Source organism: Loktanella sp. F6476L, from assembly GCF_023015725.1.
GTDB lineage: Bacteria > Pseudomonadota > Alphaproteobacteria > Rhodobacterales > Rhodobacteraceae > Yoonia.
This window is the reverse complement of the sequence record NZ_JALKAR010000002.1, coordinates 250,219-265,712: the sequence shown is the minus strand read 5'-3', so window position 1 is coordinate 265,712 and position 15,494 is coordinate 250,219. Positions and strand designations below refer to the sequence as shown.

The 15,494-nt window shown below is 57.0% G+C and carries 15 protein-coding genes; 7 read left to right on the top strand and 8 right to left on the bottom strand.

What is annotated here, in order from left to right; genetic code table 11:
• Position 1: 1 nt before the first annotated feature.
• On the bottom strand, positions 2-721 hold the full coding sequence (locus MWU61_RS06560) for an SGNH/GDSL hydrolase family protein (protein WP_247127488.1): 720 nt from the start codon (positions 719-721) through the stop codon (positions 2-4).
• A gap of 265 nt (positions 722-986) precedes the next feature.
• Here MWU61_RS06560 and MWU61_RS06555 point away from each other — a divergent pair, with 265 nt between their 5' ends.
• Positions 987-1,802, top strand: a complete 816-nt coding sequence (locus MWU61_RS06555; protein WP_247127487.1) for a PRC-barrel domain-containing protein — start codon at positions 987-989, stop codon at positions 1,800-1,802.
• 63 nt (positions 1,803-1,865) lie between these two features.
• Here the strand turns inward: MWU61_RS06555 and trpS are convergent, their stop codons facing one another.
• Positions 1,866-2,888: a tryptophan--tRNA ligase gene (gene trpS / locus MWU61_RS06550; RefSeq protein WP_247127486.1), complete on the bottom strand. Its 1,023-nt coding sequence runs from the start codon at positions 2,886-2,888 to the stop codon at positions 1,866-1,868.
• Between the two features lie 91 nt (positions 2,889-2,979).
• Between trpS and MWU61_RS06545 the strand changes: the two genes are divergently transcribed.
• From MWU61_RS06545 to MWU61_RS06530, 4 genes are read left to right on the top strand one after another with little or no spacing between them, the layout of a single operon-like run.
• Positions 2,980-3,672, top strand: coding sequence for a rhomboid family intramembrane serine protease (locus tag MWU61_RS06545; RefSeq protein ID WP_247127485.1), 693 nt, complete (start codon positions 2,980-2,982; stop codon positions 3,670-3,672).
• A 60-nt stretch (positions 3,673-3,732) separates the two neighbouring features.
• Complete coding sequence (hisC, locus tag MWU61_RS06540; protein ID WP_247127484.1) at positions 3,733-4,818, top strand: histidinol-phosphate transaminase; 1,086 nt, start codon at positions 3,733-3,735, stop codon at positions 4,816-4,818.
• Positions 4,818-5,741, top strand: a complete 924-nt coding sequence (locus tag MWU61_RS06535) for a prephenate/arogenate dehydrogenase family protein (RefSeq protein ID WP_247127483.1) — start codon at positions 4,818-4,820, stop codon at positions 5,739-5,741. Before hisC ends, MWU61_RS06535 begins: the two co-directional genes overlap by 1 nt.
• A complete protein-coding gene (locus MWU61_RS06530; protein ID WP_247127482.1) occupies positions 5,738-6,646 on the top strand; it encodes an extensin family protein in 909 nt (302 codons plus the stop codon). Before MWU61_RS06535 ends, MWU61_RS06530 begins: the two co-directional genes overlap by 4 nt.
• Here the strand turns inward: MWU61_RS06530 and MWU61_RS06525 are convergent.
• Complete coding sequence (locus tag MWU61_RS06525; RefSeq protein WP_247127481.1) at positions 6,643-7,842, bottom strand: NAD(P)/FAD-dependent oxidoreductase; 1,200 nt, start codon at positions 7,840-7,842, stop codon at positions 6,643-6,645. The two genes, MWU61_RS06530 and MWU61_RS06525, sit on opposite strands and share 4 nt — an antisense overlap.
• A 243-nt stretch (positions 7,843-8,085) precedes the next feature.
• Between MWU61_RS06525 and ileS the strand changes: the two genes are divergently transcribed.
• Both ileS and MWU61_RS06515 read left to right on the top strand, forming a co-directional pair.
• Positions 8,086-11,076, top strand: coding sequence for an isoleucine--tRNA ligase (gene ileS, locus MWU61_RS06520; protein ID WP_247127480.1), 2,991 nt, complete (start codon positions 8,086-8,088; stop codon positions 11,074-11,076).
• A gap of 22 nt (positions 11,077-11,098) precedes the next feature.
• On the top strand, positions 11,099-11,539 hold the full coding sequence (locus MWU61_RS06515) for a methylated-DNA--[protein]-cysteine S-methyltransferase (RefSeq protein WP_247127479.1): 441 nt from the start codon (positions 11,099-11,101) through the stop codon (positions 11,537-11,539).
• A gap of 40 nt (positions 11,540-11,579) precedes the next feature.
• Here MWU61_RS06515 and MWU61_RS06510 read toward each other — a convergent pair whose 3' ends face one another.
• The 5 genes from MWU61_RS06510 to fsa form a co-directional block, all read right to left on the bottom strand.
• Positions 11,580-12,275: a CDP-alcohol phosphatidyltransferase family protein gene (locus tag MWU61_RS06510; protein ID WP_247127478.1), complete on the bottom strand. Its 696-nt coding sequence runs from the start codon at positions 12,273-12,275 to the stop codon at positions 11,580-11,582.
• Positions 12,276-12,417: 142 nt separating this feature from the next.
• Positions 12,418-13,332 (bottom strand): tyrosine recombinase XerC, encoded by a 915-nt coding sequence (locus tag MWU61_RS06505; protein WP_247127741.1) that lies wholly within the window; start codon positions 13,330-13,332, stop codon positions 12,418-12,420.
• Positions 13,329-14,036 (bottom strand): DUF484 family protein, encoded by a 708-nt coding sequence (locus MWU61_RS06500; RefSeq protein WP_247127477.1) that lies wholly within the window; start codon positions 14,034-14,036, stop codon positions 13,329-13,331. The genes MWU61_RS06505 and MWU61_RS06500 overlap by 4 nt, the downstream gene beginning before the upstream one ends.
• A gap of 113 nt (positions 14,037-14,149) precedes the next feature.
• Positions 14,150-14,698, bottom strand: a complete 549-nt coding sequence (locus MWU61_RS06495) for a histidine phosphatase family protein (protein ID WP_247127476.1) — start codon at positions 14,696-14,698, stop codon at positions 14,150-14,152.
• Positions 14,699-14,769: 71 nt separating this feature from the next.
• On the bottom strand, positions 14,770-15,423 hold the full coding sequence (gene fsa / locus MWU61_RS06490) for a fructose-6-phosphate aldolase (RefSeq protein WP_247127475.1): 654 nt from the start codon (positions 15,421-15,423) through the stop codon (positions 14,770-14,772).
• Positions 15,424-15,494 lie beyond the last annotated feature (71 nt).

Below are 15,494 nucleotides of genomic sequence, written 5' to 3'. Positions count from 1 at the left end.
TTCAGTTGAGCGTCATCTGACGCACATCATGCCTGATCGAACGGTACACTTTGCGCCCCCATTCGGCGTAAATCTTGGGGCCGGGGTGGTAGCCGTCAGGGCTCATCAGGCTTGGCTCCGGTTCAAAATCCAATTCTACATAACGGCAGTTACTACGATGCTGCACCATCTTGCGCAGCGCGCGATCATAACGGGCGGCTTGGGCGCCAACGATCCAGCGCAGCGGCTGCGGCAATAGCGGAAAGTATTGCATTTTCGGAATGCCATTGATGCACAACACGTCGGGTGCGAACTTTTCTTCCAGCAGGGCCAACAGTTCTGCGTAGCTTCGTATCCAAATATGAACGGGCGTCAGGCTTGTGATGTCGTTCACGCCCAGTGACACCGAAATTAGATCGTATTTCTCTGACGGCATGTCGTGCACGCGGTCCATCGTTTCCGGTGTGGTTGATCCTGTCTTTGCGTTCACGGCCCATGTTACCGTGTTGGTCTGTGTCAAACGGCGCAGCATATGACCCAATAACGCTTCTTCCTGATGGGATGCGCCGACACCTGCAGCTGAACTATCACCGACAATCAAAAGCCGCAGATCAGGACCAGTGCCGCGTTTGCCTGACCGTTCACCTGACGCATCCGGCAATTTCAGCGCGGATTTCCTGACGTTATACGCCTGCCAAGCAAGGTAGGGGGACAGCGCACAGCGGGCAACGACATCAAGCATCTTCTCTCTCCAAGGCAGTTTTTCGCAGGTTCACAAGAGCAACTTCAGAACGGCAATTGGGTTCCCGAAAAGCTGCGCAAATACGGGGCCAATTACGCCGGAAAATGGGGGGCACTATATATTAAGGGTGCCAGAGCAAACGGAAATTTCGCGTTTCTGGGTTCCGCGAAAAATCATGAAATTTTCTTGGAACGATTAGCCGGGCTTGTCGTTGCTTAGCCGTAACCGCTGACGAATTCAGCGGATAACTACTGAGGAGAATACGATGAAACGCTTTCTTACAACAACCGCCGCAGCACTTGTACTTGGCACGACTGCATACGCCGACGGACACACAGCCGTGTTTTCTGACATGGAGTTCGACTCCGCTATCAATCTCAATGCCTCTGATCTGATCGGTGCACGTGTTTACGCATCCGAAAACGAAGTTGACGCCGAAATGACCGTTGAAGCAGATGGTGAAAAAGAATGGGATGACATTGGCGAGATCAATGAAATCGTACTGTCCCGCGCCGGTGATGTGCAAAACGTGATCGTAGGCGTCGGTGGCTTTATCGGTATTGGCGAAAAAGACGTCTCAATCAGCATGGATGAGCTTAAGTTTATCAGTGACGGTGAAGAAGCCGACGAATACTTTGTTGTCGTGCAGTCCAGCGTTGCGGGTATCGAAGATGCGCCAGCCTACATTGGTAACGATGCCGATGAAGACACAATGATGGATGACGAAGCCGCAATGGCGGACGACGCTGATCGTCCAATGCTGATGGCACCAGACATCGAACGTGAAGGCTACACACGCGTCAGCAACGAAGATCTGACAGCGGAAGACCTGACCGGTGCACGCGTCTACGGCCTGAACGACGAAGATGTGGGTGAAGTTGGCGAACTGATCCTGAACGACGACGGCACAATTGGCCGCGCGGTGATCGACGTTGGTGGTTTCCTTGGCATGGGTGAACGCCCAGTTGCGGTGACGCTGGAAGAACTGAACATCACACGTTCTGACGATGGTGAAGACTTCCGCGTCTATATCGACAGCACCCAAGAAGCGCTGGAAGCACAGCCAGAGTACGAAGGGTAATACCTTCTGAATTGTGAACTGATCGGGGTGGGGGGAAACTCCCACCCCTTTTTGGTGTCCAGCTTAGCGCTGTGGCCGCAGCAGCCCGACGATATCATAGGTTTGCTGCAAAATAGGCTCTGCGATTTCACGCGCCTTTACAGCACCATCCGCCAAAATCCGGTCGATCTCTGCTGGATCATCCATCAGGCGCGCCATTTCGCCAGAAATCGGGCTGAGTTTCTCAACGGCCAGATCCGCGAGCGCAGGTTTGAATTTACCCCAACCGGCACCAGCATATTCGGTGATCACATCATCGGCGCTGCGATCATCCAAAGCGGCGTAAATCTCGACGAGGTTCTTCGCCTCGGGCCGATCTTTCAGACCGTCCATCGTGTCTGGCAAAGCATCAGGATCGGTGCGGGCTTTCTTGAACTTCTTCGCGATCAGGTCCGCGCCATCCGTCATGTTGATGCGTTCCATGTCCGATTCACCGGACTTCGACATCTTCTTGGTGCCATCGCGCAGGTTCATAATCCGCGTCGCGGGGCCTTCGATCACTGGGGTTGTCTCAGGGAAGAAGTCGTTTTTGAAGTCGTGGTTAAACTTCTTCGCAATATCGCGCGTCAATTCAACATGCTGCTTCTGGTCTTCACCAACCGGCACATGCGTTGCGTGGTACAGCAAAATATCGGCGGCCATCAGGGCAGGGTAGGCGTAAAGGCCAAGCGAAACCTTCTCAGCGTTCGCACCGGCCTTGTCCTTGAACTGGGTCATCCGGTTCATCCAGCCGACGCGGGCCACACAATTGAAAATCCAGCCTAATTCGGCGTGGGCTGCAACCGCAGACTGGTTGAACAAAATGGATTGCGCGGGATCAAGGCCGGACGCGAGATACCCAGCCGCGACTTCACGTGTAGCATTTGCCAGCTCTGCAGGGTCTTGCCAGACGGTAATCGCATGCATGTCCACAACGCAGTAAATCGTCTGCATATCGCCTTGCATACCCACGAACCGTTTGATCGCGCCAAGGTAATTGCCCAGCGTAAGACCGCCGGACGGTTTAATCCCCGAAAATACGCGGGGTGTGAATTGTGTTTGTGTCATGTGACGGGTCCACTCTGGCCATCTGAAATGAGGTCGCATACCCATGCCAGACAGATACACGACTTTCAACAGGCCTTGGGGAACGACGACCATGCATAGCGATCCGGATTTTGAACCACCCGTGAACCCGTTACCGCCCGCGATTATCGTGCTTGCCTTGATCATGGTTGTCGTCGAAGGGGCGTTGTCGCTTGCGGCTGCTGGCATCATCGGTGGGCCAACTGGCATCGGTTGGCGGATCGGGGCGTTGCAGGACTACGGCATCTCGCCACTCGTGCTTGAGGTGATCACAACCCGTGGCGATTATGGCCGCGATCTGGTGCAGCGCTTTGTGACCTATCCGTTCGTTCATGGTGACTTTACCCACGCATTGTTTGCAATTGCGCTTTTGCTTGCGTTGGGCAAATTCGTTGGGGACGCGTTTGGATCAATCAAAACGCTGGTCGTCTTCTTTGGCGGTTCTATCTTCGGGGCGGTCATATTCTGCCTGCTCGCCCGCGATTCCAGTCCGCTGTTCGGGGCATACCCTGCGATCTTTGCACTTATCGGGTCATACACATACATCCTGTGGCTTCGCCTTGGCCAAACGGGCCAAAACCAACTGACAGCTTTCCGCTTGATTGGTTTTCTGTTGGGGCTGCAATTGGTCTTTGGTCTGTTGTTTGGCGGTGGCCAATCGTGGATCGCGGAACTCGCGGGCTTCGTCTTTGGCTTTGCTGTCGCGACCATCCTTGTACCGGGCGGTTGGGGCGCGTTGGTCGCACGTCTGCGCCAGCGGGGATAAGCACTGGTCAGGGCGGTGCAGGCCCGCTAAATAACACCAGACGAAATGGGGAAGACGACAATGGCTAGCCAAATTAAGCCCAAGCGCGGGATTATGGACATCGCTTTATACGTAGGCGGTGCGTCCCATGTGGACGGGCAGACCAACGTGCTGAAACTGTCGTCGAACGAAAACCCGCTCGGACCATCAGCGGCGGCCAAAGAAGCAGTGGCGCGGTCGGTCCACGACATGCACCGCTACCCGTCCACCGACCACGGTCCACTGCGTCGCGCAATCGGCGAGACGTGGAAAGTGGACCCTGATCGCGTGATTTGCGGCGTCGGATCGGACGAAATCATACACTTCCTGTGCCAATGCTACGCCGGTCCAGGGGATGAAGTCATTCACACCGAACACGGCTTTGCCATGTACCGCATTTCAACACTGGCCGCAGGTGCGACACCCGTTGAGGTGAAAGAAAACGACCGCGTCACCGATGTGGATGCGATCCTTGACGCCTGTAACGCCAACACCAAAATCGTTTTCATCGCGAACCCGAACAACCCGACCAGCACCATGATCGGTGAAGGCGACCTGATGCGGCTGGCCGACGGCGTGCCTGATCATACGATCCTCGTGCTCGACGGTGCCTACGCAGAATTTGTCGATGGCTACGATGGCGGGGCATCCATTATCGAAGCCCGCGACAACGTCGTCATGACCCGCACGTTTTCCAAGATTTACGGCCTTGGCGGATTGCGGGTTGGCTGGGGTTACGGCCCCAAGGAAATCATCGACGTGCTCAACCGCATCCGCGGCCCGTTCAACCTGTCCTCTGCCGCACTTGCAGCGGCGGAAGCATCAGTGCGTGACCTCGACTATCTCGAAAAATGTCGGACAGAGAACGCCAAATGGCGCGACTGGCTGGCCAACGCCCTGGCCGAAATCGGCGTGCCTTGTGACACATCCACAGCCAACTTCGTTCTGGCCCGTTTCGGGTCCGAACAGGAAGCCAACGCTTGCGACGACCACCTCAAATCCGAAGGCATCCTTGTGCGCCGTGTCGCGGGTTACAAACTGCCGCACTGCCTGCGGATTACCGTCGGCGACGAAAGCGCATGCCGCCGTGTCGTGCACGGCATCGCGCAATTCAAAGGGGCGCGGTAATGGCTGTGATCTATGAACGGGTCGCGCTGATCGGCCTCGGCCTCATCGCGGGTTCGATGGCGCATGCGATGCGCCGCGCGAAATGCGTGACCGAAATTGTCGGCACCGCGCGGTCCGCCGAAACACGCGCAATTGCGACCGAAATAAACTTGTGTGACCGGATCACTGAAACGGCTGTCGAAGCTGTGAAAGACGCTGATCTGGTCGTGCTGTGTGTGCCCGTTGGGGCAATGGAAGCCGTTATGGCCGACATCGGACCGCATCTGAAACAGGGTGCGACGCTGACAGATGTCGGGTCGGTCAAACAAGCGGTGATCGACATTGTGAACCCGCATGTCCCTGAAGGTGTTCACTTTATCCCCGGTCACCCGCTGGCAGGGACCGAACACTCCGGCCCGCATTCTGGCTTCGCGACGCTATTCGACAACCGTTGGAATATCCTTGTGCCGCTCGAAGATTCCGATCCGGCCAAGGTCGATCAGCTCACGCAATACTGGGAAGCGCTGGGCGCAAACGTTGAAACCATGACGCCGGACCACCACGATCTGGTTTTGGCCGTCACCAGCCACACGCCCCACCTGATCGCCTACACAATGGTTGGCGTCGCCGACGATCTTGCCCGCGTCACCGAAAGCGAAGTTGTGAAATTTTCGGCGGCTGGTTTCCGTGACTTCACCCGTATCGCAGCATCCGATCCGACGATGTGGCGGGACGTGTTCCTCACAAATAAAGACGCGACGCTGGAAATTCTTGGCCGCTTCACCGAAGAACTTTTTGCGTTGCAACGGGCAATCCGGCAAGGCGATGGTGAACATCTGCACGACTATTTTACGCGCACACGGGCGATCCGGCGCGGGATTATCGAAGCGGGCCAAGACACATCAGAGCCGAACTTTGGCCGGACACCGGGCACGAAAGATTGATCTTTCGCGCGGCTCTTTTGCTGTGCACGCTCGGGTGCAGCGCGGCCTTCGCGCAAGACGCAACGCAACGCCCGAACGCGCGGCCCGCAGCGCAAACGACCGCGCCGGTAGCACCTGTTCAACCTGATCTATCAGCCATTAGGCCTTTGTCCCGCACGCCCGGTGTGATCGCGATGGCCCCGCGCCTTACGGTCCCATCCGCTGAATTGCGCCCGACAGCGCGCCCCTACGAACGTCCTGAATTGGCCCATGGTGCTGCGACTGATCCGCAATTGCGGGCGGAACAAGATCTCTTTGCATTTAGCCCGACGGCACCCGCCTTGTCCGAACGCCCGACGCAACGCCCAGCTGCGATTGAACGTGCCGCGCAACAACGCGCCGCCGCCATCCGGCGCGGTCAAGTCTGCGGCGACCCCGCGATCCAGGGCGAAGCCATCGGGCGCGTGAACGGTCGGGGACGGTGTGGCATCGATAACGCTGTGCGCGTGCGATCGGTAGCTGGTGTGACCTTGCAACCAGCCGCGACCATCGATTGTCGCACGGCATCAGCGCTGAAACGCTGGGTGACGACGGGTGCGCAACCCGCGACGGGCGGGCAGGCGGCATCGCTACGGGTCGTGTCGCACTACGCCTGCCGTAATCGTAATGCGGCCTCGACTGGCCGTTTGTCCGAACATGCGTTCGGCAAAGCAATCGACATCGCAGGCATAGGTCTGAAAAGCGGCCGCGAAATTACTGTTCTAACCGGTTGGAATTCATCGCGCGATTCCAACGCTTTGCGACGTATGTGGCAAGCGGCCTGCGGGCCGTTCGGCACCGTGCTTGGCCCCAACGCAAACCGATTCCACCGTGATCATTTCCATTTTGATACAGCAAGCTACCGATCTGGATCGTACTGCCGTTAACGAAAGTCCGGCTTGCCGATATGGCTGAGCCGGCCCATCGGCGGCAGGATTGTCCCGCGCACAATCTGCGTCAACACATGCGGCGCTGGCCAAATTTGTGACACCGGAAACATCACGTGATCGCGCAACTTCGGCAGGAACGTACTGTCCGATTGATACTGCGGGGTAAACGCGGCCGACATCGCCTGAAACGCCCAAACATGCCAACGACGGGCCTTTGCATATAGGGCAGGGGCGGCATCAACACCTGCGACCGAGACAGCTTTCGCCAAGGCAACAGCATCCAGCAACGCCATATTCGCCCCCTGGCCCAACTGCGGGCTGGCACGGTGCGCGGCGTCACCAATGTGAACGATACCGTTGCCGTAGGGTTTGCGTAAAGTCCCGTGAGTGTAGCGGGCCATCGTCATTTGATCGGTCTGCGTGATTTGGGCGGCAAAAGGGGCAAAGGCGGGCCACAACGCCGTCGCCGCATCGCGCCATGCATCGATGCCGCCCGCCACCCAATCGGCATGCGCACCGGACGGCATCGACCAAAAAATCGCAGCCTTCGGGCGGTCGTCACCCGGTAATGTCCCAATTGGCAAGACACCCACCATCCGGTCCGCGCGGCGATAGCACTGGCTCAGGTAATCGTTCGGCAAATCTGTTTCCGGCCAATCGACCGTGCCCCAAATCGCGCCATAGGCCAAAGGGCGCGACACAATCGGCGACAAAGGGGATCCGGCACCAGCGCTATCCACAACCAGATCAAACGGTCCAAATTGTTGCCCATCGGCGGTGGTCAAAACGCCAGCAGAGGCTGACTTGATCACAGCGCTGCTTTGCAATGCAATGTCGCGGTTCTTTGCGGCTTGGAACAACGCATCAAACAGGCTCGCGCGGTGGATGGCCAAACCGCGCTGCAGCCCGTGTTTGGCATCGTAATGAACATCCAGCACCCGCCGCCCTGATGGTTCCACGTGGCCCAACATACGGCTGATGAAATTGCCCTTCGCACGCGCCAAATCACCTGCGCCAACGCAATCCAGCACAGATTGCCCAATCGGCTGGATCACCAGACCCGACCCAACTGGGCGCGGCGTATCAAATTGGTCAAAGACCGTCACATCATGGCCCTGATCCGCCAACATCGACGCCGCTGCCAGCCCGCCGATCCCCGCGCCAACAACCGCAATCTTTTGAACAGAACCCATCGTGACCCTCTCACCTGACTTTCGGGCACACTAACCGCATAAATCCGCGCAAACCATGGGGCAACGCCGCCTCTTTACCCGCGCTGGACAGCGCCTTATAAGCCGCTTTATGAGACATCACATGATGATCCAGATACGAATTATTCACCCGGCTGTCTGACCACCAGACGAGCCGGGCTTCAGGTGTTGCGAGCGCGCGCCGCCCTTTCCCTATGACGTGATATGACCCAAAGGACGCCACCCATGTGCGCCGACACCCCTGAATACAAATCGACCCTGAACCTGCCCAAAACCGACTTCCCGATGCGGGCTGGTCTGCCAAAGCGTGAACCAGAATGGCTTGATCGCTGGAACACCATCGGCGTTTACGACCGCCTGCGCGACAAAGCGAAGGTGGAAACACGCGAACCATTCACCCTGCACGACGGCCCGCCGTATGCGAACGGTCACCTGCACATCGGTCACGCGCTGAACAAAATCCTCAAGGATTTTGTGGTGCGGTCCCAGCAGATGATGGGCAAAGACGCACGTTATATCCCCGGTTGGGATTGCCACGGCCTGCCGATCGAATGGAAGATCGAAGAAAAATACCGCGAAAAAGGCCGCGACAAGGACGATGTACCTGTCGTTGAATTCCGCCAAGAATGCCGCGATTTTGCTGCGGGTTGGGTCGACATCCAGCGCGAAGAATTCAAACGCTTGGGCGTCACCGGCAAATGGGAAAACCCATACCTGACGATGGATTTCCACGCCGAGCGGGTGATCGCGGAGGAATTCCAGAAATTCCTGATGAACGGAACGCTGTACCAAGGCTCCAAACCCGTCATGTGGTCGCCTGTTGAACAAACAGCGCTCGCCGAAGCCGAAGTCGAATACCACGACAAAGAAAGCCACGCGATCTGGGTGAAGTTCGCCGTCCGCGCCAAAGGCGAAGGCGTCGATATGGCGCTGCTGGACGAAGCGGGCGATTTCGAAGGCATGCAACAGAACCTCGCTGAGGATTTGCTGAACACCAGCGTTGTGATCTGGACCACCACGCCTTGGACGATCCCGTCAAACAAGGCGGTCGTCTACGGCGCGGACTACGCCTACGGCCTTTACGAGGTCATCGGCACGCCCGAGGAAAGCTGGTGCACCATCGGCGAAAAGTTCATCCTCGCCGACAAATTGGCCGATGGCGTGCTGAGCAAAGCACGGCTGGAAGAAAATATGTGGCGGCGCATCCGGTCCGTTGATGCGGCAGAGCTTGAAACGATTTCCCTGCGCCACCCGCTGAACGGCGTCGAAGGCGGCAATGGCGAATGGGATCAACCACGCGATTTCCGTGCCGCCGACTTTGTGACCGACGAAGAAGGCACCGGTTTTGTCCATTGTGCACCATCGCACGGGATGGAGGAATTCGAACTCTACCGCGACCTTGGTATGCTTGAGCAGATGATCACCTACAACGTGATGGACGACGGGTCTTTCCGCGAAGATCTGCCTTTCTTCGGCGGCAAACGCATCCTGCGCGCCAAGGCCAAAAAGGGCGATTGGGAAGGCGACGCAAACGGCGCTGTCATCTCGAAACTGGCAGCCGTTGGCGGTCTGCTCGCGCGTGGCAAAATCAAACATAGCTACCCGCATTCATGGCGATCCAAAGCGCCAATCATCTACCGCAACACGCCGCAATGGTTCGCGGCCGTGGATAAAGCGGTTGGCGACGGTCAGGACACATACGGCACCACGATCCGCGAACGCGCGTTGCGGTCCATCGACGAACTGGTGACATGGACACCGCCAAAAGGGCGCAACCGTCTGCACGCGATGATCTCTGATCGTCCCGACTGGGTGCTGTCGCGGCAACGCGCATGGGGTGTGCCGCTGACGTGCTTCACCAAAAAGGGTGCGCTGCCGACCGACGCTGATTTCTTGTTACGCAGCGACGAGGTGAACAGCCGCATCACCGCCGCATTCGAAGATGAAGGCGCGGACGCGTGGTACATGGACGGGGCGAAAGAACGGTTCCTGGACGGCATCGTGAATCCTGACGACTACAATCAGGTCATGGACGTGCTCGACGTGTGGTTCGATTCCGGTTCAACCCACGCCTTCACCCTGCGCGACCGCGAAGACGGGTCCGAAGACGGGCTTGCTGATCTGTATCTCGAAGGCACAGACCAACACCGTGGCTGGTTCCATTCGTCGCTCTTGCAAGGCTGCGGAACGATTGGCCGTGCGCCATATCGCGGCGTGATGACCTGCGGATTTACCTTGGATTCCAAAGGCATGAAGATGTCGAAATCCTTGGGCAACATCATCGCACCCAAAACCGTAGCCGACCAATATGGCGCGGATATCCTGCGTCTTTGGGTGGCGCAGGTCGATTACGAAAACGACCAACGGATCGGTGATGAAATCCTGAAAGGGGTGTCCGACAGCTACCGCCGCTTGCGCAACACGATGCGCTTCTTGCTCGGATCGCTCAACGATTTCACTGACGCGGATCGGGTTGAACCGGCGGATATGCCAGAACTGGAACGCTGGGTGCTGCACCGCCTGTCCGAACTGGATGAGACCGTGCGCAAGGGCTACGCTGCCTACGATTTCCAAGGGGTTTTCCAAGCGGTCTTCGCCTTCGCAACGGTCGAACTGTCCGCGTTTTACTTCGACGTCCGCAAAGACGCGTTGTATTGCGACGGCGACACCGCACGCCGCCGTGCATCACGCACCGTGCTCGACATCCTGTTCCACCGCCTGACAACGTGGCTGGCACCCATCCTTGTCTTCACGATGGAAGAAGTCTGGCTGGAACGTCACAAAGGCGACGACGTCTCGATCCACCTAACCGACATGCCGGAAACACCAATGGCGTGGCGCGACGCGGCACTTGCTGAAAAATGGGCAACCGTGCGCCAAGTGCGCCGCGTTGTGACCGGCGCGCTAGAGGTCGAACGGACCAACAAAGTCATCGGCGCATCGCTCGAGGCAGCGCCGACCGTCTATGTGACCGCAGATGTTGCTAGAGTACTAGAAACAGTAACCTTTGACGATCTGTGCATCACGTCCGGCATTACCGTCAGCATCGACGCGGCCCCAGCGGATGCGTTCACAAATGACGATGTCGCGGACGTCGCAGTCGTGTTCGCACGGGCGGACGGCGACAAATGCCAACGCTGCTGGAAAATCCTGCCAGACGTGGGCACGCACAGCCACGCAGGTGTCTGCGGACGCTGCGACGCGGCTCTTGCGTAAAGCAAACCAACTGCGGGCCGGCATGCAATCGCCGGTCGGCCCGCTGACTATTGTCGTGGAAAACGACGCTGTTGTCGCGCTTGATTGGGTGAAACCATTGCGCGATGACGATCATCCGGTGCTCGATGCAGCATTGGACCAACTTAGCGAATATTTTGACGGCAAACGGCAGGATTTCGATCTACCCTTTGCGCCGCAGGTCTCTGACTTCCAAAAGATATTCGGAAAAGCGCTTTGCGACATCCCATACGGTGAAACGCGGACCTATGGCGACCTTGCCAAACAGCTTAACCGTCCGGCACAGGCCATCGGCCAAGCCTGCGGGGCGAACCCGATCGCTATCCTGATCCCATGCCACCGCGTTCTGTCGTCGACAGGTCTTGGCGGGTATTCAGGGGCAGGCGGGGTCGAGACTAAGGTGAAACTGTTGCAACTTGAAGGCGCCGGTTCGCTTCTTTTGTAGCAAAGGCCACGTATCGATCGCAGCAAAACCTCGGCTGTCTTCAGCCGTCTTTACCGTGGATCACCTGCTGCATGGCACCAGCGCCAAGCAGATAAATCGACGTCAGCATCAGACCATAATGCGCCAAAGACGCTGGGTCGAAATTGACCCATGCAGCCCAGCCTGCAAACACCGTCCACGCGATCGCCACAGGCAGGGTAACCATACGCCAACGTGCGGTACGGACTGGATGAACAAACTTGATCGGGAAAAACATGGCGGCGGCTAACACGGCCACCAGCACGAGGCTCACGTAGAAATTGGGCTGGATCGCAAACAGAACAAGCACCACCATGTTCCAGCATCCGGGGAAGCCGGAAAAGGAATAATCTTTTGTTTTCATGCGCGTGTCGGCAAAATAAAGGGCCGATGCAAATGTGATGACAATGATCGCCACCCAACCGGTCCAACCCGGTAACAGCCCCGATTTGAACAGCGCGTAGGCGGGCACAAACACATAAGTCAGATAATCGATGATCAGATCCAACAAGACGCCGTCAAAGATCGGCGCGTTGGTCTTCACGTCGTATTTGCGGGCTAGCGGACCATCGATCCCGTCCACGAAAAAGGCTACGACGAGCCACACGAACATCATGGACCAGTCCAGTTCAACAGCGGCGAGCATCGCAAGCATCGCGAAAACCGCACCGGAGGCCGTCAGTAAATGAACGCCCAAAGCTTTTTGTGAAAGTGTCATCCCGCGTTCATGCAGGAAATTCCGTGTCGGGGCAACAATAAGACCGCAGAAGGAACAACAAGATGGTCAGTTCCTGTGCAGCGCGTTTGCATGGGGGCCAGCCCCCATACCCCCGAGATATTTAAGGCCAAAAGAAGGGGTATCAGGCTTTCGGGTGGGCGCGGTTGTAGACGTCCATTAGATGGGCTGTATCGACGGCAGTGTAGGCTTGGGTAGTCGACAGGCTTGCGTGGCCCAGCAGTTCCTGAATAGCCCGCAAATCGCCACCCGCAGTAAGTAAATGGGTCGCAAAGCTATGGCGCATCGCGTGGGGCGTCGCACTTGCGGGTAAACCCAATTGAAGACGTGCCCTTTCCATAACCTTTTGGACGATACGCGGATTAAGCGCGCCACCACGGGTGCCACGAAACAACGGGCCGTTTGGTTCAATCGGGTGAGGCGACAAACGCAGGTAGGTTTCGACTGCGTCCTTCGCCGCATCAATCACGGGCACGATGCGTTCCTTGCCGCCTTTGCCTTTGATCATCAAAGTATCCGGCAGTGGGACCGACGCACCTGTCAGGCCCAAGGCTTCGGAAATCCGTAATCCGCACCCGTACATCAGCGTCACAACGGCCATGTCGCGCGCTGCCACCCAGCTGTCTTTGGCCTGCAATTCGACGGTGTCGATCATCGCAGAGGCGGCATCAATCGCCAAAGGACGCGGCAGTTTCTTGGTGAATTTCGGGCTTCGGGTGGATAGCACAGCTGTCGGTTCAAAACCCTCGCGTTCCGCAAGCCACCGATAGAAGGTTTTGACGGCCGATAGCGCACGCGCCAGTGATCTTGCACCCACACCGCGGCTGCGTTCATGCGCCATCCACGCCCGCATATCGGTGACGCTGATCTTCGCAATTGGCCCAAGGCCTTGGGCCTCGCAGTTGTGTTGCGTCATGAAGGCCAGAAAACCCATCACGTCTGTTTGATAGGCTTTGAGCGTATTGTCGGCGGCATCGTTCAACGCGCGGCAGTGGTCCAACCACGCCGCAAGCGCATGTGACAGCGCTGGCGAAATCAGGCCAGCCACCGGCGCATCGCGCGTTCGAATACGCCACCGAAGAATGTCAGCAAATCTGTGCCCTGCTGCGGGGTGAACTGATGTGGATCTTCTGATCCCATCACCAACATACCGGGCAGGCGGTTCGGACCAAAATCAAGTTTCAAACAGGCTTCTGAACGGATGTAGCTGGCTTTGTCGCCAAACAAGCTGGTGTCGTCTGCCGTCACTTGGCGCAGGGTCACTTGGCGCACGGACATGTTGCGGCCATGGGTGATATATTCGTCAATCTCACCAACTGGCACGACCTGCAAAACTTCGCCAACCTTGGCGACCGCGGCGTTCGGTTCGGCATCTTCGCTTTCCAACACCAGACGCATTACATCAACACGCAGTGTATCGGCAACGTCACCGGACAAATCCTGCAAAAAGGCTTCGAATTCAGTGGCATCCATCATCCGCAGAACTGCACGGTGGATTTGGTTTGTGCCAGCCAGGTTTTCGTATGCGGCGGCGATCACTGAACGGTGGGTGTCCTCAAGACGATCCAAACGGGCCTCAAGACGTTCCATCGCAATACCGCGCAGATCGACAATATTGCCGCCCATGGTCTGTTCGTTAGCGGCCACGAGGGCGCTCATGATGTCTTTGTCCTCAAGCAATGCTTCAGGATCGGAAATAATTTTGGCGCGGATATCCGCGTCCATCAGGGGAATGCTTGTCATTAGAACCTGCTCGCTACGGTATTATTTTCTTTTAGACATAGCAGAGCGAAGATGCCTTGGGATAGTTTTTTCGCACTGCGGCACAAAGCGGGGTATCGGTGCAACATACGCAGCTACACGCTGGCAAATAAGGTATAGTGACCATAGCGTCGGGATAGAGGCTTGTCCGAGCGGAAATTATGTTTGCGCAAAGCGCGGGACATAAAATGGTTCAGAACGCCATGACCAATCAGCGCAACACAGGGATGATCGCCGGTCGCCCTGACCATCAGTTTTGCGGCACGGTCGACACGTGCAAAAAACCGGTCGCGGCTTTCGCAATTCTTGCGACGACCAAGAAACCAAAGAACACGAGAGATCGCAAACAAGGTTTTGGGTTTCGCACGAAACGGAAGCGCCGGAAGGTCAGGTAATTCGGCTTCACGGAAAACCGGGTCGTTCACATCCATAAATCCAAAGACTTCCATCGCCGTATCGGGGCTGCGTCTGAGGCTGCTGGTGAAAATGTAATCGCAACGCGGAGTCGGTTGCGTCGGTAGGAACGCGACCAAAGGGGCCGCGTTATATGCATCAACCAAGGCGCGAAAGTCACGAAACGCAACGCGTTCCGTATTGTCAAAATCGACAGCAGCATGACGATAAAGATAGATGTGCGCTGACACCAACTTGGCCCCGATAAAACGAAAATGGCGACCCTTAGGCCGCCATTCGTTTACCATAAATCGGCGTTTTCTTAAAGGATTGTGATACCTGCTTTTTCGATATCGGCCATGAAACCGGCCAATCCTTTGTCGGTCAGAACGTGGTTTGCCATCGCTTTGATCACTTTAGGAGGCGCAGTGCAGACATCCGCACCAATTTTCGCGCATTCGGACATGTGGTTCGCCGACCGGATAGAGGCGGCAAGAATCTGTGTGTCGAAGCCGTAGTTGTCGTAAATTGTCCGAATATCTTCGATCAATTCGAGACCGTCTAAGTTGATGTCATCCAAGCGGCCGATGAATGGGCTAATGAATGTCGCACCGGCTTTGGCGGCCAAAAGCGCTTGGTTGGCAGAGAAGCACAGCGTCACGTTAACCATCGTGCCTTCGTCGGACAGCGCCTTGCAGGTTTGCAAACCGGCCCATGTCAGTGGCACCTTTACGGCGATGTTGTCAGCGATTTTAGCCAACTTGCGGCCCTCGGCCAGCATGGTTTCCGCGTCCAATGCGACCACTTCGGCGGACACAGGACCAGATACGATGTCACAAATTTCTTTCGTGACTTCCAGAATGTCGCGACCTGATTTGGCGATCAGGGACGGGTTGGTTGTCACGCCGTCAACCATGCCAAGGGCGTGCAGTTCCTTGATCTCGTCAATTTCAGCCGTATCTACGAAAAACTTCATCTGTAATCCCTCCGGGGAATGGGTTGGCGTTTGTTGCGCCAGCGTTTACCTCAGAACGGACAGGGCGAAAA